The organism is Porphyrobacter sp. MBR-49, from assembly GCF_053628655.1.
The window spans coordinates 402,747-421,409 of sequence record NZ_JBRJGU010000001.1 but is presented as its reverse complement, the minus strand read 5'-3'; the positions used below and the strand labels follow the sequence as shown (position 1 = coordinate 421,409).

The following is an 18,663-nucleotide window of genomic DNA, read 5'->3' as shown; positions in this document are numbered from 1 at the left end:
CCATTTCCGAACTGCGTATGATCGCCGTAGCAGTGGCGCAACAATCAAAAAATCATACTCTACTTAATAGGTCAGCTTTACTCCGGGGTTCAATCCCCACATGAATGCCCTCCGGTCGATCCAAGGGCGTAGCCCAGCGGCAGGCACGCTCCTTCTTTAAGCGTTTCCATCGCGACATGGCCGGAAATTTCGAGCGGTTCAATCGTGCGAACGAGGCGCTTGTAGACCGAGTCATATGCGTCAATATCCGGCAATGCCAATTTCATGATGTAATCGAACGAGCCTGCCAGCCGATGGGCCTCCTGCACTTCAGGTATTGTCGCGATCAGGTTCTTGAACCGCTCGATCCATTCTTCGGCGTGGCGACCAGCCTTGACCAGCACGAACACCGTCATCGGAACGCCCAGCAGTTTGCGATCAAGAATGGCGACATTGGCCTTGATAAAACCATCCGCCCGCAACTGCGCAATGCGCCGCGAACAGGCCGAAATCGACATGTTCACCTTGCCCGCAACCTCGCCAACCGGGGTGTCAGCATCGGCTTGCAGCAAGGCAAGAATGGCAAGATTGCGTTCGTCGAGCACCATATTCTCTTGCTGAAATGTTGCAATAATTGCGTATATTTTGCAAGATTGAAGCGCAATAGAGCAAATGTCTAGAAATTTCGGTTCACAAAATCGATTTTCTCGGTTCTTTTGCGCGCCGTGTTTTGGCCTGTGGCCGCCTTGATGGAGGATTTGCAGTTTGTGCCGCTTTCTTGCGTTTATCGGTGAACCGATCCTGCTCGATGATGTGATGACTGATCAGTCGCACTCATTGGTGTCGCAATCGATGGCCGCGCGTGAAGCAAAAACCGATGTGAATGCCGATGGATGCGGGCTCGGCTGGTATGGCGAACGCGCAAGCCCGGGCATTTATCGCAGCATTCTGCCGGCCTGGTCCGATCCCAACTTGCTGGGTTTGCTCGGCCAGATCCGTTCCCGATTGTTCATGGCGCATGTGCGATCAGCCACGTCGGGCGGCGTGTCCTATACCAACTGCCATCCGTTCACGCATGATAACCTGCTGTTCATGCACAACGGCATGATCAGCAATTACCGCAAGCTGCGGGCGCGGGTCGAAGCGTTGATCGATGAAGTCCTGTATGAAAACATCCACGGCACAACCGACAGCGAAGCGATGTTTCACATTGCCCTGTCACGCGGATTGCCAGCAGACCCGCACGCCGCGATCATTCGCTCCCTGTCCGAAGTGGTGGCGATCACATCGGCCTATGATCGGCCGGAACGGGTCAGGTTCGCCGCCGCGCTGAGCGACGGTGAGGCTTTATGGGGTTTCCGCTGGGCCAGCGATGATCACCCGCCCACGCTTTATTACCGCGCAGTCGACAGAGGCACAGTCCTCGCCTCCGAACCCTTTGACGAAGACGCCGACGCATGGAGCGCCGTTGCGCCGAACACGGCCGTGCGGATCGCGAAGGATGGCAGGGTGGACCATCTGCCAATCGATCTGAGTGCTCGCGCAGCCGTATGACCGGCCGGGAGTGGGTGGGGACGTTAGTCAAACTCTGACAGAGCCAAGCGCCGCGAATGGCGCGCGCCTGCAAAAGCAATCGGCGCTCGCCCATGGACGGGCCTGTGCCAAGAGATTGCTGGTGCTGCTGGGGAGGATTGAACTCCCGGAACCCAGATCGCCATGATGGCTCAGGCCCAAAGCCACGCCACGCTGGAGACGCTCGCCAAACTGCGTCAGCTGCGCAAGCAATCGATGCGGTTGACACAGGGCGGACAGCCAAACAGCTTGCAGATTTGTTCCTTATATGTTCTCTGGTCCGCCTCCCCTTGATTCGGCACACACCATGCGCAAACCCACAACCATTGAGCACCTGTATCTCGACTTCGACGGTTTCTTTGCCTCTGTCGAGCAGCAGCTAAACCCGCGTTTGCGCAACCGTCCTGTCGGCGTCATTCCCTATGAGGGCGGCGGCAAGACTTGCATCATCGCCGCGTCGCGGGAAGCGAAGGCGGCGGGCGTCAAGAATATAATGATGGTAGATGAGGCGCGGCAAATCTGCCCGGACCTTGTTCTGGTGCCCCAGCAACCCGCAATGTATCGGCGCGCCCACAACGCATTGGTGGCCGAGATTGACAGCATCGCCCCCGTGGACGTGGTGAAGTCGATTGATGAACTGGCTTGCCTGTTGGACGACGCACAACGGCGTGATCCCGAGGCGACGGCAGCGGCGATCAAGCGCGGTATCGCCAGCAACATCGGCCCCTTCATCACATGCTCGATAGGCTTTGCCGCCAATCGGCACCTGGCCAAGATCGCCTGCAAAGTGAACAAGCCTGATGGACTGACAATCTGGCATCCCGATTCCATGCCCGAACCGCTGTTCGCATTGCCGCTGGAGGACATTCCCGGCGTCGGCAAGCGGATGGTGCGGCGACTGGCGCAGGCAAGAATAGGCAGCACTCGCCATCTTTACGAAACCCAGCCCAAGCAAATGCGGGCGCTCTGGCGAAACGTTACCGGAGAGCGGCTCTGGTATGCCCTCCATGGTTACAGCATCACTGCGCCGGGAACGGGCAGGGGGATGTTCGGGCATGCCCGCGTGCTGCCCCCTGACCAGCGCCGCCTCGACGATGCCGAGCTAATCTCGCGCTTGCTTATGACCAAGGCCGCGCGCCGGATGCGCCGGGCCGGTTTCTACTGTGCAGGCATTTGGCTTTGGGTCCGCTCTTACGATCACGGCTGGAGCGAACAGCGCCGCCTTGCCATCGTGAACGATGATTGCGCGCTATTGCGGGGCTTATCCGACTTGTGGCGCTGCCTGCGCTCCAAGGTGCCAGCATCAATGCGCATCATGCGCGTTGGCGTGACTCTATTTGATTTGTCGCCAGCTTCGCAGCGCCAGTTGGATTGGCTGGAAAGCGACGATGCCGACCGGCAGCGGTGGGAGCGTGTAGGAGTGGCAATCGACGCGCTCAACACCCGCTTTGCCTCAACCGTTGTGAGCATCGGGCCATGGCAACCGCCCAAGGGAGGTAATGTTGGCGGCAAGATCGCGTTCACCAGGATTCCGTCTGCCGAGGACTTCTGGTGATGAACTGGAAAACCGATCTTCGCGCCGCCGATCTTGGGAATGACGTGCGGCTGGAACTGACATGCAAGCGATGTGGAGCCGTGCGGTTCTTGTCCCCCGACGTGATACTTGCCCATCACAGTGGTAGGCACCTCTATCTCGATCAAGTGGAAGTGCGGGCGCGTTGCAAGCAGCGCGGGTGCAACGGACCCATGCGCATGGCATTGGTCCGCAAGAGAGAAGCGAGCGGATTTGTCGGGGGCATCGCCTGACTTGGAGCCAAGTACATCAATCGGAACCGGAAGTGCATCGCTTTGAATTGAGATAAGCTTGTCGCATCCCGCCGCTGCAACCTATATGCTTCCACTCAGTACGAGCCCGTCTGCTGTTTGTGAGGAAGGTTCCGACAAGGTCCTTGGGAACCGTGCGCCGGAAATAGTAGGTCGAACCGACTTGATCGAGGTAGGAACACATGGGTTGGTCTCCGTTACAGATGTAACAGCCGACTGTCAAAAACCATTGTTTTCCAGATGTTTCCTAGGATTTCCTAGGGATACATGGTGCTGCTGGGGAGGATTGAACTCCCGACCTCACCCTTACCAAGGGTGCGCTCTACCACTGAGCTACAGCAGCGCCGGATCAGGCGCGCGCTATTGTCGTGCTCCCCTGCAATGTCAAGCGGGGGTTGATGGTGAGGCCAACTAACGGCAATGGGTTGCGCATGAGTGAAGACCCTCGCAAGAATATGTCCCGAGAGGCGCGTCTCGCCGCCAAACTGCGCGAAAACCTGCGGCGCAGGAAGGCGCAAGCGCGCGCGGTTGAAGGTGCCGGGGACGATTCGGACTTTGCGCCGATAGAAACCCTTCCCAATCGCGCTGACGAAAGCTAACCCCCGCGCTGTATTCTGATTAAAGGAGTGGGCGGCTCGGAACCCCTCGGAGAAAAAATGCACAAGCTCATCCTTGTCCGCCACGGCCAGAGCCAGTGGAACCTTGAAAACCGCTTCACCGGCTGGTGGGACGTTGACCTGACCGATCAGGGCGTGGCCGAGGCGAAAGCCGCAGGCGTGCTGCTGAAAGCCAAGGGCGTGCTGCCGACCCGCGCCTTCACCTCGGTGCAGACCCGCGCGATCCGCACCTTGCATCTGGCGCTGGAACAGGCCGGGCGGCTGTGGATCCCCGAGGTGAAAGACTGGCGGCTGAACGAACGCCACTACGGCGGGCTGACCGGGCTCGACAAGCAGGAAACGCGCGAGAAACACGGCGACGAACAGGTGCATATCTGGCGCCGCAGTTTCGATGTGCCGCCGCCGCCGCTGGAACCGGGCAGCGCCTATGATCTCGCGGCTGACCCGCGCTATGCCGGGATCGCGATCCCCAACACCGAAAGCCTGAAGCTGACGATTGAGCGCGTGCTGCCCTATTGGGAGGCTGCGATCCTGCCCGTGCTCGCCAGCGGCGAAACGGTGATTATCTCGGCCCACGGCAATTCGCTGCGCGCGCTGGTCAAGCATCTGTCGGGCATTTCGGATGACGATATCACCGGGCTGGAAATTCCCACCGGCCAGCCGATCATCTATGATTTTGATGCCGATATGGTGCCGGGGACGCGCTACTATCTGAAGGACGCGTGATGGAAATGACCGGGGGACGTGTCGCCATCGTGATGGGCAGCCAGTCAGACTGGCCAACAATGAAGGCTGCCGCCGAAGTGCTGGACGAGCTTGAAGTGTCTTATGAGGCGCGGATCACCTCAGCCCACCGCACGCCTGACCGGATGGCCGCCTTTGCGAAAGGCGCCGAGGGCGAAGGCTTCGATGTCATCATCGCGGGCGCGGGCGGCGCGGCGCATCTGCCCGGCATGATCGCCAGCATGACGCACCTGCCGGTGCTGGGCGTGCCGGTGCAGTCCAAGGCTTTGAGCGGCATGGATAGCCTGCTGTCGATCGTGCAGATGCCCGCCGGGGTGCCCGTCGGCACGCTGGCGATTGGTGAGGCGGGCGCGAAAAACGCCGGGCTGCTGGCTGCCGCGATCCTCGCGCTGGCTGATGAGGGCCTGTCCGAACGCCTGCAGGATTGGCGCGCCGCCAAAAGCGCCGCCGTGGCCGAGGTGCCGGTGGATTGACGACAGCAATCGTCCGGGCTGAACTTGTCGAGGCCCGGCATTTTTCTTTATGCCCCGCGTCGCAGAAGGTCAGCCCTTCGACAGGCTCTGGGCGAACGGGGTAAACAGTTTGGCGCTTGCAGCAGGCTCCACCATCGGCATTCTCGGCGGCGGCCAATTGGGCCGGATGCTGGCTGTGGCCGCCTTGCAGCTGGGGTATCGGGTAATCGGCTACGCGCCCGAAGGCGATAATGTCGCTGCCGATGCCTGCAGCGCCTTCATCACCGCCGATTGGGACGATGCCGCAGCGCTCGCCGATTTCGCCGACCGCTGCGATGTGGTGACGTGGGAGTTTGAAAACGTCCCACTCGCCGCTGTAGCTGCCATCCCCGAGCCATTGCTCGCCTGCCCGCCGCGCGCGCTGGAAGTGGCGCAGGATCGGCTTGCTGAAAAACGCTTCGTCGCTGATCTTGGCGCTATACCAGCCCCCTATGCACGGGTTGAAAGCGCGGAAGATTTCGCCGCCGCGATCACCGCTGTCGGCACCCCCGGCATCCTCAAGACCGCACGCGATGGCTATGACGGCAAGGGCCAATGGCGGGTGCGATCAGCGTTGGAAGCAAGCGGGGTAAGGTTCCCCGGAGTCCCCTGCGTCTACGAAGGCTTCGTCACTTACGAAACCGAATTTTCGGTGATTCTGGTGCGTGGGCGCGATGGCGCCATCCGGTTTTGGGATTCGACCGCGAACCTGCACGATGGCGGCATGTTGACCCGCGCGATCCTGCCCGCTGGCGCACTGGTCGAAGCGCAGGTGCCCGCCGCGCGCGAACTCGCCGCCAAGACCGCCAATGCTTTGGGTTATGTCGGGGTGCTGACGCTGGAGTTTTTCGCCACAAGGGACGGGCCGATCTTCAACGAAATGGCCCCAAGGGTGCATAATTCGGGCCACTGGACCATCGAAGGGGCGGCCACCAGCCAGTTTGAAAACCACATCCGCGCGATCTGCGGGCTGCCGCTGGGCGGCACCGTCACCCGCTTTGCCGCGATCGAATTGCGCAATATTGTCGGCGATGCGGCGCTGACAGCCCACCAGATTCTGGCCGAACCGGGCGAACCGCACCTGCACCTTTATGGCAAGCGTGAAGCGCGCGATGGACGCAAGATGGGCCATGTCACCCGCGTCGGACACGCCCTGAAATGACGCTGGGCAAATGAAACCGGAAATCGTCCTGATCTATGCCCGCGCCGCCAATGGCGCGATTGGCAATAACGGCACCCTGCCGTGGCGGCTGCCCGCCGATCTGAAACGGTTCAAGGCGCTGACCACTGGCAAGCCGATGGTGATGGGGCGCAAGACCTTTGAAAGCCTGCCCGGCCTGCTGCCCGGTCGCCGCCATATCGTGCTGTCGCGCCGCGATGGCTTTGCCGCTGAGGGCGCAGAGCTGGCCGGATCGGTCGAACAGGCGCTGGTGCTGGCGGCCCAAGGCAATGACAGCGGCGAAATCGCGGTGATCGGCGGGGCGGCGATCTATGATCTGTTCATGCCGATGGCCCACCGGATCGAACTCACCCAAATTCACGCGGGTTACCCCGGCGATACCTTCATGGCCGAACCGGGGCGCGGATGGGTATTGACCGCGCGTGAGGATCATGCGGCGGACGGCGCGCAGCCCGCGTTCTCGTTCCTGACCTTGCGCAGAGGACGTGCCTGATGCGCTGGCTCGATCACCGTGACCCTGTCCCCGATGCCCTGCACGGCGCTGTGATTGCGCTCGGCAATTTTGACGGGTTCCATCGCGGCCATCAGGCAGTGGCGGGCGCCGCGATCCGTTGGGCGCAGGCAGAGGGCCGCCCCAGCATCATCGCCACCTTCGATCCGCACCCGGTCGAGTTTTTCCGCCCCGATGTGCCGCCGTTCCGCCTCACCACCTTGGAACAGCGGCAGGAATTGTACCTGGCTGCGGGCGCGACCGCGATGCTGGTGTTCCATTTCGATGCCGAATTGGCCGGAACCAGCGCCGAGGATTTCATCACCCGCATCCTGATCGACCGTTTCGGCGCACACGGCGTGGTGACGGGGGGCGATTTCACCTTTGGCAGGCAAGCGAAGGGCGATGTCGCGCTGCTGCGCAGGCTTGGCGGCGAATTGGGCCTCACGTCGCGGGTGGTCGATCCGGTGGAGGATGGCGGAGAGGTGGTTTCCTCCAGCAATATCCGCGCGGCGCTGCGCGATGGTGATCCGCAATTGGCGGCTTCGCTGCTGACCCGGCCGTTCGCGATTCGCGGGATTGTCGAACACGGCGACAAGCGCGGGCGCACCATCGGCTATCCCACAGCCAACCTCGCCATTGATAGCTATCTGCGACCCAAATACGGCATTTACGCCGTAACAGGCCGGATTCTGGCAACCGGCGAGGTGCTGAAAGGCGCGGCTAATATCGGCATCCGCCCACAATTCACCCCGCCCAAGGAGCTGTTGGAGCCCTATTTCTTCGATTTCTCCGGCGATCTCTATGGGCAGGAAATCGAGGTCGCCTTCCACCACTTCCTGCGCGGCGAAGCGAAGTTTGACAGCCTTGAGGCGCTGATGGCGCAGATGGACAAGGATTGCGAACGGGCGCGGCGGTTGCTTGGTTAGCGGGTTCTCGCAGAGACCGCAGAGGAGCAGAGAACGCGGAGAGATGGTTTTGCGCCGCAGGCCCTTTGCCCCCGCTCCGGAAATGACGAAGCGGCTGCACCGCAGCGCAACCCCTCTGCGGTCTCTGCGCGAAACACCTTTTCCCAAGACAAATTGCGCAAAGCCCACGCGCCCGCTAAGGCCCGCCGCACCATGAGCGACGACACAGCAAACCGCGCCAAAGAAGCGAAAGACTACCGGGATACCGTCTTCCTGCCGAAGACCGATTTCCCGATGAAGGCCGGCCTCCCCCAGAAGGAGCCGGGCATTGCCGCGCGCTGGGAGCAGATCGGGCTGTATAACGCCCTGCGCGACGCAAGGCGCGGGCGCGAGAAGTTCATCCTCCACGATGGCCCGCCCTATGCCAATGGCGATATGCATATCGGCCATGCGCTCAACCATATCCTGAAAGACATGGTCTGCCGCACCCAGAACCTGCTGGGCAAGGACGCGCCTTACGTGCCGGGCTGGGATTGCCACGGGTTGCCGATCGAGTGGAAGGTTGAGGAGCAATACCGCAAGAAAAAGCTGAATAAGGACGAAGTCCCCGCAAAGGAATTCCGCGCCGAATGCCGCGCCTATGCGCAACACTGGGTCGATACGCAGCGCGAACAGCTCAAACGGCTCGGCGTCATGGGTGATTGGGACAATCCCTATCTCACCATGGACGCAGCTGCCGAAGGCACGATTGTTGCCGAACTGCTGAAGTTTGCCGAGGCCGGCAATGTCTATCGCGGGTCCAAGCCGGTGATGTGGTCGCCGGTGGAAAAGACCGCTTTGGCCGAGGCGGAGGTCGAATACGAGGACATCACCTCGACCCAGATCGATGTGGCGTTCGAGATTATCGAGTGCCCCAACGCCCCCGAACTGGTCGGCGCGCACGCGGTGATCTGGACGACGACGCCGTGGACGATCCCGGTGAATCAGGCTTTGGCCTATGGGCCTGAGGTTGATTACTCGCTGTTCGAGATCAAGACCGGGGAAATCGACGACAACCCTGCGCTGGAAGCATGGCGAGGCAAGCGCCTACTGGTCGCTACTGCATTGGTTCCTTCGTTCCTCAAGCGCATCGGCTGCGCATTCGACAATAGCGATTACGTTCATACCTTCTTCAAAGGTGGGACTCAATTCGCCGGCACCCTCGCCCGCCACCCGATCTACAATCTCCTCAAATCCCGTCACCCCGGCCCCCGAGCCGGGGTCCCGCTGCCTTCTGGCGGCGCGGACGAAACAAGCGGGACCCCGGATCAAGTCCGGGGCGACGTCGAGGGAGATGTTGGGGGGTGGGAAAAGGCGCTCGCATTTTATGCCACCCCGCGCCCGCTGCTGCCCGGCGACTTCGTCACCACCGATAGCGGCACCGGCCTCGTCCACATGGCACCCGATCATGGCGAGGACGATTTCGATCTGTGCAAACGCGCCAAAGACTTCGGACTTAAAGACCCCATCAACCCCGTCTTCGCGGTGATGGACGACGGGCGTTATCGCGACGACTGGCCATGGCTGGGCGGCGAAGACGAGCGGCGCATGAGCGTCATCAACCCCAAGTTCAACGCGCCCGAAGGCCCGATTTGCACCGACCTGCGCGAAGCGGGCGCGCTGCTCGCGGCCAGCGCGGACTACGCGCATTCCTATCCGCATTCGTGGCGTTCCAAGGCCAAGGTGATCTTCCGCTGCACGCCCCAGTGGTTCGTGCCGATGGACCGCACGATGGACTGGATCGAGCCCAAGACCCGCGCGGAAAAGGGCTGGGAGAACGAAGGCGGCGCGATCGACCCTTCCGAGGAAACCCTCTGCGCCTCCCCAACGCTGCGCGAACGCGCGATGGAGGAAATCGCGCGCGTCACCTTCATCCCCGAAAAGGGCCGCAACCGCATCGGCGCGATGGTCGAAGGGCGGCCCGACTGGGTGCTTTCCCGCCAGCGCGCATGGGGCGTGCCGATCACGCTGTTCGTGCGGCCCGATGGCACCTATTTGGCCGACCCAGAGGTAAATCACCGCATCATTGCTGCCGTCATGCAGGAAGGTGTCGATGCGTGGGAGGAAGCACGCAAGGCGGAGTATCTCGGCAGCGCGCACAACCCCGACGATTACGAGATGGTCACAGACATTCTCGACGTGTGGTTCGATAGCGGCTGCACTCATGCCTTCGTGCTGGAAAGCGGGCGCTGGCCCGATCTCACATGGCCCGCCAACCTCTACCTTGAAGGCAGCGACCAGCATCGCGGCTGGTTCCAGTCCTCGCTGCTGCAATCCTGCGCCACGCGCGGCCGCGCGCCTTACGATCAGGTGCTGACCCACGGCTTCACGATGGATGCCAAGGGCCGCAAAATGTCCAAGAGCGAAGGCAACACCATCAGCCCGGTGACGGTGATGGAACAGACCGGCGCGGACATCATCCGCCTGTGGGCGCTGTCGGTCGATTTCACCGAGGATCACCGCATCGGCGATGAAATCCTCAAAGGCGTCGGCGACCAGTACCGCAAGCTGCGCAACACCTTCCGCTACCTGCTCGGCGCGCTGGACGGGTTTGTGGGGGACATGAGCGATGCGGGCGCATTGCCCGAACTGGAAGTCTATATCCTCGCGCTGCTGGCGGAGCTGGACGCGAAGCTGAAAGCGGCGGCGGAAGATTACGACTTCAACCTCTACACCCGGTTGCTGGTCGATTTCTGCAACGAGGATTTGAGCGCGTTCTACTTCGATATCCGCAAGGATTCGCTCTATTGCGACGGGCCTGACAGCACCACGCGCAACGCCTATCGCACCGTGCTCGACCTGCTGTTCCACGCGCTGATCCGCTATGCCGCGCCGGTGCTGGTGTTCACCGCGGAAGAAGTGTGGATGACGCGCTATCCGCAAGACGGCGAGGCGGATGAGGACGGCCAGCGCGGTTCTGTCCACCTTCTCGAATGGCCGAGTGTTCCGGGCGTGGTGGTCGACACCGCCAAGTGGGACGCGCTGCGAGCCCTGCGCGATGCGGTCAACGAAGCGATCGAGCCGCTGCGGCGTGACAAGACCATCCGCTCCAGCCTCGAAGCCGAAGTGGTGGTGCCTGCTGGCGCGGTGCCCGAAGGCGTGTCTGACGAACAGCTCGCCGAATTGTTCATCACCGCGACAGTCTCACGCTGGCAGGGGGACGGCGTGATCGTGACCAAGACAACCCACCACAAATGCGGCCGCTGCTGGCGGCTGCTTCCCGACGTTGCCGAAGAGGCCGCGCTATGCAGCCGCTGCGATGCCGTGGTCGCAACATTGGACGGTGCCGCATGAGCGCGCTGTTCACCCGCAACCGTGTGATCGGGCTGGCGCTGGCCGCCTTCATCGCGGTAATCGATCAGGCGGTGAAATGGTATGTGATCGGCCCGCTGGCGCTGCGGCAGGTCGGCAATATTGATCTGCTGCCGTTCTTCGATCTCACCTACACCGAAAATCGCGGCATCTCGCTGGGGCTGCTGCAGGCGACCAGCATGGAAATGCGCTGGCTGCTGGTGCTGCTGACCGGCGTGATCGCGGTGGTGGTGCTGGTGTGGATGATGCGCGAAAAGGTGCTCGGCGATATTGCCGCGCTCGCCATGATCCTTGGCGGGGCGGTGGGCAATATCCGTGATCGCTATGATCTGGGCTATGTCATCGACTATGCCGATTTTCACATCGGGGATTTCCGCCCCTTCCTGATCTTCAACATCGCCGACGCCGCAATCACCATCGGCGTTGTCATTATCCTTGCCCGCAGCCTGCTGGTGCGCGACAAGGACGAAACCGAACCAAGCGCGCCGCCATTGGTGAATGCCGATGGCGCGCAAAGTGACGAGCCTCGTGGAGAGCCCAAAGATGCGTAAGTATGCTTGCCTAATTCTGCTGGCCGGGGCTTCGGCCATGCTGGCTGCCTGTGGCGGCGGCGGTGGTAACGGGGTGTTCAACCGTGAACGGCCCGATGAATTCGCTGTGCAGCGGCAGGCCCCGTTGGTGGTGCCGCCCGATTTCACCCTCACCCCGCCCACTCCCGGTGCCCCGCGCCCAAGTGAAGGCGCGGCGTCAGAGCAAGCGCTCGAAGCGCTGTTCGGCGGCCCTGCGCCGCGCAGCGGGATCGAAACCACCGCGCTTGACCGCGCCGGCAGCGCCGCGCCGAGCATCCGCAGCCAAGTGGGCGACACCGCCACCAACACCGTCGCCAAGGGCCGCGTGACGCGCGACATCATCGCCGCCCCCGAAGGCGACGGCGCATCGGCGCGGACGGTTATACCTTCTTGATTGTTCCGCACGCCGTCCGGCGTGCGAAATCCTCGCGGTTTTTTGTTTTGGCCCTCAGGCGCCGGGCGCGGGCCGTCCGGCCCGCTTGGCTTCGCGGCATAAGCCGCGGCGCGCGGTCGCGCTTGCGGTCGCGGTGCGGCCGTTGGGGGCTATTCTTCGTTAGTGCTGTTCTCGCGGCTCACCAGCAACTTGTCGATCCGGCGGCCATCCATGTCGACCACTTCAAACCGCCAGCCCTGATCGGTGAAAAACTCGCCCTCAGCCGGGAGTTTTTTCATCACCGACAAGGCATAGCCTGCCGCCGTGCCAAATTCGCGGTCCTCCGCGTAATCCAGCCCCAACCGGTCAGCCATCGCGTCAGCGGACAGCGAGCCTGATACCAGCAACGAACCATCCTCACGCTCAACCACCGAAGGCAGGTCGCCATCATCACTGTCGCTGGCGAAATTGCCGACGATCGCGGTCAGCAGGTCAACCGGGGTCACGATCCCTTCGAAATGGCCATATTCGTCGGTCACTGCCGCCATCGCCACTTCGGCTGATTGCAGCACCCGCAGCGCATCCATCGCATCAAGCTGATCGGGCACCACTTCAATCTTGCGCATCATCGCCCGGATTGACACCGGGCTGCCCGCGACCAGCGCGCCCAGCACTTCGCGCACCTTGACCACGCCGAGGATTGTGTCGGGCGAACCTTCGGCCACCAGCAGCAGCGAATGCGAGCTTTCCTCGATCGTCTCACGGATTTCCCCCGCCTCGGCGTCGGCCTCAATCCAGTCGACTTCGGTGCGCGGGGTCATCATTTCGCGCACCGGGCGTTCGGCCAGCCGCACCACCCCGGTCAGGATCTGGCGCTGTTCATCCTCGATCACACCAGACCGGGTCGCCTCGGCAAAGATCATCTGCAACTCTTCCGCCGTAACCGACGCTTCGCCCTTGGCGCGAATGCCGAACAGCCGGATAATCGCCGCCGAGCTTGAATCGAGCAACCACACCAGCGGGGCGGCAAAGCGCGAAAGCAACGCCATCGGCCGCGCCATGATCAGCGACAACGGCACCGCATTGCGCAGCGCCAGCTGCTTGGGCACCAGCTCGCCCACCACCACGCTGAGATAGGTGGTCAGCGCGATCACCACCGCAAACCCGGCTTCGTCGGTGAATTGCGGCGGCACACCCAGCGCACCCAGCCGTTCGCCCATTGGTCCGCCCAGGCTTGCCCCCGAATAGGCCCCGGCGATGATACCGATCAGAGTGATGCCGATCTGGACAGTCGAAAGAAACTTGCCGGGATCAGCAGCCAGATTGATCGCAGTCCGCGCGCTGGTTGATCCGGCCTCGGCACGGGCTTCGAGCGCGCTGGTCTTGGCCGATACAATCGCAAGTTCGGACATCGCAAACACGCCGTTGAGCACGACGAGCCCAAGAATGATCAACAGGTCGGCAAAGGGAAAGGGTGTCACGCCTGATGCGCTAGCACAAACTGGCGCGGTTGCCAGCAGGGCAATCGCGCGCGCGATCCACAGCCAGGCTGGCCCGACACCATTATTGTTCAACTCAGGTCAAGGCTGGCCCGCGCAATGGCGGCTACGACACGGCTTGCCGCAGCCTTGCCGCCGCACGGGCGGCGTGGCATTGTCGGCATTCGTTACTGGGAGGACAAGTCATGACATTTTCACGTATTTTACTATCAGGCACCGCCGCTCTGGCGCTGATTGGCACCAGCGCCTGCGTTACTGACCCGAATACCGGCGAAAAGAAGGTTTCGCGCACAGCCATCGGCGCTGGGCTGGGCGGCACGCTCGGTTATCTGCTTGGCGGCGTGGTTGGCGGCGATACCGCGCGCATTATCGGCGCAGGGATTGGCGGTTCGGCCGGCGCAGTGATTGGCAAGCAGTTTGATGATCAAATCAAGGAACTGAAGGAACAGACAGCTGGCACCGGCGTCGATGTCGAAGAAGTCGGCAATCAGGACGCCATCCTTGTCCGCTTGCCCGACGGTGTGACCTTCGCCACGGGATCAGCCGCGATCAACCCGGGCTTTCTCGATACGCTCAACAATGTCGCGGAAAGCCTGATCACCTATCCCAATAGCCTGATCGACGTTTACGGCTTCACCGATACCACTGGCTCGACTGCGCTGAACCAGCGCCTGTCCGAACAGCGTGCGCAGGCAGTGGCCGATTACCTCGCCGCGCGCGGGGTGGCCCGGGCGCGCATCGCGACGCAGGGATATGGTGAGCAGTATGATTATCTGCGCGTCAAAACCGGCGACAACATCAACGAACCGCTCAACCGCCGGGTGGAAATCAAGATCACCCCGATCAGCGAGGAAGACGTGGCTGCGGCGCGCAACCAATAATGGGTTGGGGCACGAGCGCGGCCGCGCTCGTGCCTCATCATTTCCCCCTCAGGCACCAGTTAGGATTGGGGGCTTTAACCCCTATCGCAGCGCCTTGGCCCGCTCAGCCAGCCGCTCCACCGCCGCAGCGTGGATCGCGGGCGAGCACACCAACACCCCGAAATCGCGCGGATCGTGCTTGTTGTAATCAAGCGGGCGTCCGAACGCGTCGCTCACCTGAGCGCCCGCCTCACGCGCGATCAGGGTCGCAGCGGCGATGTCCCATTCGAACCCCCAGCGCAATGTCGCGACCAGATCGGCGCGGTTATCAGCCACCATCGCAATCCTGAGCGCAATCGAATTGGGCTGTTCGACCGCCACCAGATCAGCGTCTTCTTTCGGCAAGCTGACCGTTGGCACCCGCGCTCCGGCAAATTGCGTGCGGGTGCTGGCGCGGATCGGCGCGTCATTCAACGTCGCGCCTTGCCCGGCCACCGCCACCCATTCCTCGCCCCGCGCCGGGGCCGCCAGCATCCCGATCAGCGGGCGTCCCGCGCTCACCAGCGCCACCGACACAGTCCAGCCGCTGCGCCCGGCGACAAAATCGCGGGTGCCGTCAATCGGATCGACCAGCCAGATCAACCCGCTATCGGTGCGCGCCTTGTCGTCGGCGGTTTCCTCCGACAGCCACGCCGCTGACGGCAGCAGCCGCAGCAATTCGCGCTTGAGAAAGCGGTCAACCGCCAGATCGGCGTCGCTCACCGGATTGCCGGGGGTCTTGTCCCAGCTCGCCAATGCGTGGCCCGCCCCCGGCCAGCGCGAATGGGCAATCCGGCCCGCCTCGCGGACGATTGCAAGAAGGCGATCACGGTCTATCATTTTTGGCAATCATGCTAGTGGCGCTGTTGCGCTTGCACAGAGCACTTTTCAAGAGGGCCGATCCGTGCTTAGGCCCCGCGCAACATCACCTCTCCCCCGGATCAGCATTAAAGGGATCGATACGCCATGAATGTCCACGAATATCAGGCCAAGGAACTGCTCAAGGAACACGGGATCGCGGTTCCGGCTGGCCATGCCGCACTCAGCGTCGCCGAAGCCGTCGAAGCCGCGAAGCAGCTGCCGGGGCCGCTGTATGTGGTCAAGGCGCAGATCCACGCGGGCGGGCGCGGCAAGGGCAAGTTCAAGGAATTGAGCGCGGACGCCAAGGGCGGCGTGCGGCTCGCCAAGAGCCTCGATGAGGTTGAGGCCCACGCCAAGGAAATGCTCGGCAATACGCTGGTAACGATCCAGACCGGCGATGCGGGCAAGCAGGTCAATCGCCTCTACGTTACCGATGGGGTCGACATCGCCAAGGAATATTACCTGTCGCTGCTGGTTGACCGCGCCACGGGCCGCGTCGCCTTTGTGGTTTCAACCGAAGGCGGGATGGATATCGAAGCGGTCGCGCATGACACGCCCGAACTGATCACCACCTTCACCATCGACCCGGCGCAGGGCTTCCTGCCGCACCACGGGCGCGCGGTGGCCTTTGCGCTTAAACTGACCGGCGATCTCAACAAGCAGGCGCAAAAGCTGGCGAAGCAGCTTTATGATGCCTTCATGGCGACCGATTGCGCGATGCTGGAAATCAATCCGCTGGTCGAAAGCGAGCCCTCTGGTGATTCTGGGGCAAATCTGCTGGTGCTCGACGCCAAGATGAGCTTCGATTCCAACGCGCTGTACCGTCACCCCGCGATCGAAGCCCTGCGCGACGAGACCGAGGAAGACCCGGCCGAAGTCGAAGCATCGCAATATGACCTCGCCTACATCAAGCTGGATGGCAATATCGGCTGCATGGTCAATGGCGCAGGCCTCGCCATGGCGACGATGGACATCATCAAGCTGAACGGGGCCTTCCCGGCCAACTTCCTCGACGTGGGCGGCGGCGCCACCACCGAAAAGGTGACGGCGGCGTTCAAGATCATCCTCAAAGACCCGGCGGTCGAAGGCATTCTGGTCAACATCTTCGGCGGGATCATGAAGTGCGACGTGATCGCCAACGGCATCGTGCAGGCAGCCAAGGACGTGAACCTGCAAGTGCCGCTGGTGGTGCGCCTGGAAGGCACCAACGTCAACGAAGGCAAGGCGATCCTGAACAATTCGGGCCTCGCCATCGTCAGCGCGGATGATCTGGGCGATGCCGCGCGCAAGATCGTTGCCGAAGTGAAGAAGGCCGCCTGATTCAAGCGCGCGCCCAACTTGACGTTTACGTAAACGCAAGTTAGGCGGGCGACCAATGCGTAACCAGTGATTCTTTGAGAGGAAGGAACGCCCCATGAAGATCCTCGTCCCCGTCAAGCGGGTGATCGATTACAACGTCAAACCGCGGGTCAAGGCCGACGGCAGCGGCGTTGATCTTGCCAACGTCAAGATGAGCATGAACCCGTTCGACGAAATCGCGATCGAGGAAGCCATCCGCCTCAAGGAAAAGGGCGCGGCCACCGAAATCGTCGCCGTGTCCGTCGGCCCGGCCAAGGCGCAGGAAACGCTGCGCACCGCGCTCGCCATGGGTGCAGACCGCGCGATCCTGGTGGAAAGCGACGAAGAGGTTGAACCGCTCGCCGTTGCCAAGATCCTCAAAGCCATCGCCGATGAAGAAGCCCCCGGCCTCATCATCCTTGGCAAGCAGTCGATCAGCGACGATTCGAACCAGACCGGCCAGATGCTCGCAGCGCTGATGGGCCGTCCGCAAGGCACCTTCGCCAACACCGTTGAGGTGGACGGCGATTCCGTGACGGTGAAGCGCGAAGTCGATGGCGGCTTGCAGACCGTGAAGTTGGCGATGCCCGCGATCGTCACCACCGATTTGCGCCTGAACGAGCCGCGCTATGCCTCGCTGCCGAACATCATGAAGGCGAAGCAAAAGCCGCTCGCGAACAAGACCGCTGCCGATTACGGCGTCGATCTGACCCCTCGCCTCACCACGCTCAAGGTCGCAGAACCGCCGGTGCGTCAGGCGGGCGAAAAGGTCGCCGACGTTGCCGCGCTGGTTGAGAAGATCAAGGCACTCGGCATCGCGTAAGCGCGCCAGCCCTCAGGAAAAGGAACGGATCGACATGAAAACCCTCGTTCTCGTCGAACATGACAACGCCAAGCTGCACGACGCGACCCTCGCGGTCGTCACCGCTGCATCGAAGCTGGGCGAAGTGCACCTGCTGATCGCGGGCCACAATTGCGGCGGCGTGGCAGAGGCTGCCGCGAAGATCGCTGGCGTGGCCAAGGTGCACGTCGCAGATGACGCCGCCTATGCCAACGGGCTGGCCGAAAACGTCGCCCCGCTCGCCGCGGCGCTGATGGAACATCACGACGCCTTCCTCGCGCCGGCCACCACCAGCGGCAAGAACATCGCCCCGCGCGTTGCCGCGCATCTCGATGTGATGCAGGTATCGGAAATTCTCTCGGTCGAGGGGCCGAAGACCTTCACCCGCCCGATTTACGCGGGCAATGCCATCGCCACGGTCGAATCGACCGATGCCAAGCTGGTGATCACCGTGCGCGGCACTGCGTTTGACAAAGCGGCGACCGAGGGCGGTTCGGGCACCATCGAAGCCGTGAGCAGCGCAGGCGATGCGGGCATTTCCAGCTTCGTCAGCTCGGAAATCGCCAAGAGTGAACGCCCCGAACTGACCAGCGCCAAGATCATCGTATCGGGTGGCCGCGCGTTGAAGGATGCCGAAACGTTCGAAAGCATCATCACGCCGCTGGCGGACAAGCTTGGCGCAGCCATCGGCGCGAGCCGCGCGGCGGTCGACGCGGGCTATGTCCCCAACGACTATCAGGTCGGCCAGACCGGCAAGATCGTTGCCCCGCAGGCATATTTCGCCATCGGCATTTCGGGCGCGATCCAGCACTTGGCCGGGATGAAGGATTCCAAGGTCATCATCGCCATCAACAAGGACGAAGACGCCCCGATCTTCCAGGTCGCGGATATCGGGCTGGTCGCGGATTTGTATGCCGCCGTGCCGGAGTTGACGAGCGCATTATAACTAAGAGTTATTTTGCGACTTAATCCGAGACCCAACGTATTCGGAGCCCGCGAGTCCAAGACTCGCGGGCTTTTTTTATGAGTCAAGTCCCGGACACATATTTTCGGTGAATCATTTAGGTGATTGGCTCAGCGGAGCTTATTGCATCAACAGATTGAGTCAGCCCTCGCGGCGACCTCCT

Annotated in this window: 18 protein-coding genes and 1 tRNA gene; 15 read left to right on the top strand and 4 right to left on the bottom strand. The window is 62.2% G+C overall.

Annotated elements, in window-relative coordinates:
• Positions 1–89: 89 nt before the first annotated feature.
• A complete protein-coding gene (locus ACSSV3_RS01970) occupies positions 90–587 on the bottom strand; it encodes an Lrp/AsnC family transcriptional regulator (RefSeq protein ID WP_354326863.1) in 498 nt (165 codons plus the stop codon).
• A gap of 157 nt (positions 588–744) precedes the next feature.
• On the opposite strand from ACSSV3_RS01970, the gene ACSSV3_RS01965 reads away from it, so the two are divergent.
• Together ACSSV3_RS01965 and ACSSV3_RS01960 are read left to right on the top strand one after the other, a co-directional pair.
• On the top strand, positions 745–1,533 hold the full coding sequence (locus tag ACSSV3_RS01965) for a class II glutamine amidotransferase (RefSeq protein ID WP_354326864.1): 789 nt from the start codon (positions 745–747) through the stop codon (positions 1,531–1,533).
• A gap of 325 nt (positions 1,534–1,858) precedes the next feature.
• Positions 1,859–3,106 (top strand): Y-family DNA polymerase, encoded by a 1,248-nt coding sequence (locus ACSSV3_RS01960; RefSeq protein WP_354326866.1) that lies wholly within the window; start codon positions 1,859–1,861, stop codon positions 3,104–3,106.
• A 537-nt stretch (positions 3,107–3,643) separates the two neighbouring features.
• Here ACSSV3_RS01960 and ACSSV3_RS01955 read toward each other — a convergent pair.
• Positions 3,644–3,718 (bottom strand) — tRNA-Thr (locus tag ACSSV3_RS01955).
• An 88-nt stretch (positions 3,719–3,806) separates the two neighbouring features.
• Here ACSSV3_RS01955 and ACSSV3_RS01950 point away from each other — a divergent pair.
• The 9 genes from ACSSV3_RS01950 (at position 3,807) to ACSSV3_RS01910 (ending at position 12,119) form a co-directional block, all read left to right on the top strand.
• Complete coding sequence (locus ACSSV3_RS01950; protein ID WP_354326869.1) at positions 3,807–3,974, top strand: hypothetical protein; 168 nt, start codon at positions 3,807–3,809, stop codon at positions 3,972–3,974.
• Between the two features lie 57 nt (positions 3,975–4,031).
• Complete coding sequence (gene gpmA, locus ACSSV3_RS01945; RefSeq protein ID WP_354326871.1) at positions 4,032–4,718, top strand: 2,3-diphosphoglycerate-dependent phosphoglycerate mutase; 687 nt, start codon at positions 4,032–4,034, stop codon at positions 4,716–4,718.
• Complete coding sequence (gene purE, locus ACSSV3_RS01940; RefSeq protein WP_354326873.1) at positions 4,718–5,209, top strand: 5-(carboxyamino)imidazole ribonucleotide mutase; 492 nt, start codon at positions 4,718–4,720, stop codon at positions 5,207–5,209. Before gpmA ends, purE begins: the two co-directional genes overlap by 1 nt.
• A 49-nt stretch (positions 5,210–5,258) precedes the next feature.
• The gene (locus ACSSV3_RS01935) at positions 5,259–6,389 is read left to right on the top strand and encodes a 5-(carboxyamino)imidazole ribonucleotide synthase (protein WP_354326874.1); all 1,131 of its coding nucleotides are present in this window, start codon (positions 5,259–5,261) and stop codon (positions 6,387–6,389) included.
• A 10-nt stretch (positions 6,390–6,399) separates the two neighbouring features.
• Positions 6,400–6,900, top strand: a complete 501-nt coding sequence (locus tag ACSSV3_RS01930; protein ID WP_354326875.1) for a dihydrofolate reductase — start codon at positions 6,400–6,402, stop codon at positions 6,898–6,900.
• Positions 6,900–7,826: a bifunctional riboflavin kinase/FAD synthetase gene (locus ACSSV3_RS01925; RefSeq protein ID WP_354326877.1), complete on the top strand. Its 927-nt coding sequence runs from the start codon at positions 6,900–6,902 to the stop codon at positions 7,824–7,826. The genes ACSSV3_RS01930 and ACSSV3_RS01925 overlap by 1 nt, the downstream gene beginning before the upstream one ends.
• 192 nt (positions 7,827–8,018) lie before the next feature.
• Positions 8,019–11,138, top strand: coding sequence for an isoleucine--tRNA ligase (gene ileS, locus ACSSV3_RS01920; protein ID WP_354326879.1), 3,120 nt, complete (start codon positions 8,019–8,021; stop codon positions 11,136–11,138).
• Complete coding sequence (gene lspA / locus ACSSV3_RS01915) at positions 11,135–11,707, top strand: signal peptidase II (protein WP_354326881.1); 573 nt, start codon at positions 11,135–11,137, stop codon at positions 11,705–11,707. The genes ileS and lspA overlap by 4 nt, the downstream gene beginning before the upstream one ends.
• Positions 11,700–12,119 carry a DUF3035 domain-containing protein gene (locus tag ACSSV3_RS01910; protein WP_354326883.1) on the top strand — a complete coding sequence of 140 codons (420 nt, stop codon included), beginning with the start codon at positions 11,700–11,702 and terminating at the stop codon, positions 12,117–12,119. Before lspA ends, ACSSV3_RS01910 begins: the two co-directional genes overlap by 8 nt.
• A 149-nt stretch (positions 12,120–12,268) precedes the next feature.
• On the opposite strand, the gene ACSSV3_RS01905 is transcribed toward ACSSV3_RS01910, so the two are convergent.
• The gene (locus ACSSV3_RS01905) at positions 12,269–13,579 is read right to left on the bottom strand and encodes a hemolysin family protein (protein WP_354326943.1); all 1,311 of its coding nucleotides are present in this window, start codon (positions 13,577–13,579) and stop codon (positions 12,269–12,271) included.
• A gap of 203 nt (positions 13,580–13,782) precedes the next feature.
• On the opposite strand from ACSSV3_RS01905, the gene ACSSV3_RS01900 reads away from it, so the two are divergent.
• Positions 13,783–14,478, top strand: coding sequence for an OmpA family protein (locus ACSSV3_RS01900; RefSeq protein ID WP_354326886.1), 696 nt, complete (start codon positions 13,783–13,785; stop codon positions 14,476–14,478).
• Between the two features lie 81 nt (positions 14,479–14,559).
• On the opposite strand, the gene ACSSV3_RS01895 is transcribed toward ACSSV3_RS01900, so the two are convergent.
• A complete protein-coding gene (locus tag ACSSV3_RS01895; RefSeq protein ID WP_354326888.1) occupies positions 14,560–15,336 on the bottom strand; it encodes a 3'(2'),5'-bisphosphate nucleotidase CysQ in 777 nt (258 codons plus the stop codon).
• Between the two features lie 126 nt (positions 15,337–15,462).
• Here ACSSV3_RS01895 and sucC point away from each other — a divergent pair, with 126 nt between their 5' ends.
• The 3 genes from sucC to ACSSV3_RS01880 all read left to right on the top strand — a co-directional run bounded on the left by sucC (position 15,463) and on the right by ACSSV3_RS01880 (position 18,482).
• Positions 15,463–16,677, top strand: coding sequence for an ADP-forming succinate--CoA ligase subunit beta (gene sucC / locus ACSSV3_RS01890; protein WP_354326890.1), 1,215 nt, complete (start codon positions 15,463–15,465; stop codon positions 16,675–16,677).
• A gap of 94 nt (positions 16,678–16,771) precedes the next feature.
• On the top strand, positions 16,772–17,518 hold the full coding sequence (locus tag ACSSV3_RS01885) for an electron transfer flavoprotein subunit beta/FixA family protein (RefSeq protein ID WP_354326891.1): 747 nt from the start codon (positions 16,772–16,774) through the stop codon (positions 17,516–17,518).
• A gap of 34 nt (positions 17,519–17,552) precedes the next feature.
• The gene (locus ACSSV3_RS01880; protein ID WP_354326892.1) at positions 17,553–18,482 is read left to right on the top strand and encodes an electron transfer flavoprotein subunit alpha/FixB family protein; all 930 of its coding nucleotides are present in this window, start codon (positions 17,553–17,555) and stop codon (positions 18,480–18,482) included.
• The last annotated feature ends 181 nt before the right edge of the window (positions 18,483–18,663 follow it).

Coding starts and splice junctions, on each gene's coding strand:
- ACSSV3_RS01970 (WP_354326863.1), bottom strand. CDS start 587: ATGGTGCTCGACGAACGCAATCTTGCCATTCTTGCCTTGCTGCAAGCC.
- ACSSV3_RS01960 (WP_354326866.1), top strand. CDS start 1,859: ATGCGCAAACCCACAACCATTGAGCACCTGTATCTCGACTTCGACGGT.
- ACSSV3_RS01950 (WP_354326869.1), top strand. CDS start 3,807: ATGAGTGAAGACCCTCGCAAGAATATGTCCCGAGAGGCGCGTCTCGCC.
- gpmA (WP_354326871.1), top strand. CDS start 4,032: ATGCACAAGCTCATCCTTGTCCGCCACGGCCAGAGCCAGTGGAACCTT.
- purE (WP_354326873.1), top strand. CDS start 4,718: ATGGAAATGACCGGGGGACGTGTCGCCATCGTGATGGGCAGCCAGTCA.
- ACSSV3_RS01935 (WP_354326874.1), top strand. CDS start 5,259: ATGCCCCGCGTCGCAGAAGGTCAGCCCTTCGACAGGCTCTGGGCGAAC.
- ACSSV3_RS01930 (WP_354326875.1), top strand. CDS start 6,400: ATGAAACCGGAAATCGTCCTGATCTATGCCCGCGCCGCCAATGGCGCG.
- ACSSV3_RS01925 (WP_354326877.1), top strand. CDS start 6,900: ATGCGCTGGCTCGATCACCGTGACCCTGTCCCCGATGCCCTGCACGGC.
- ileS (WP_354326879.1), top strand. CDS start 8,019: ATGAGCGACGACACAGCAAACCGCGCCAAAGAAGCGAAAGACTACCGG.
- lspA (WP_354326881.1), top strand. CDS start 11,135: ATGAGCGCGCTGTTCACCCGCAACCGTGTGATCGGGCTGGCGCTGGCC.
- ACSSV3_RS01910 (WP_354326883.1), top strand. CDS start 11,700: ATGCGTAAGTATGCTTGCCTAATTCTGCTGGCCGGGGCTTCGGCCATG.
- ACSSV3_RS01900 (WP_354326886.1), top strand. CDS start 13,783: ATGACATTTTCACGTATTTTACTATCAGGCACCGCCGCTCTGGCGCTG.
- ACSSV3_RS01895 (WP_354326888.1), bottom strand. CDS start 15,336: ATGATAGACCGTGATCGCCTTCTTGCAATCGTCCGCGAGGCGGGCCGG.
- sucC (WP_354326890.1), top strand. CDS start 15,463: ATGAATGTCCACGAATATCAGGCCAAGGAACTGCTCAAGGAACACGGG.
- ACSSV3_RS01885 (WP_354326891.1), top strand. CDS start 16,772: ATGAAGATCCTCGTCCCCGTCAAGCGGGTGATCGATTACAACGTCAAA.
- ACSSV3_RS01880 (WP_354326892.1), top strand. CDS start 17,553: ATGAAAACCCTCGTTCTCGTCGAACATGACAACGCCAAGCTGCACGAC.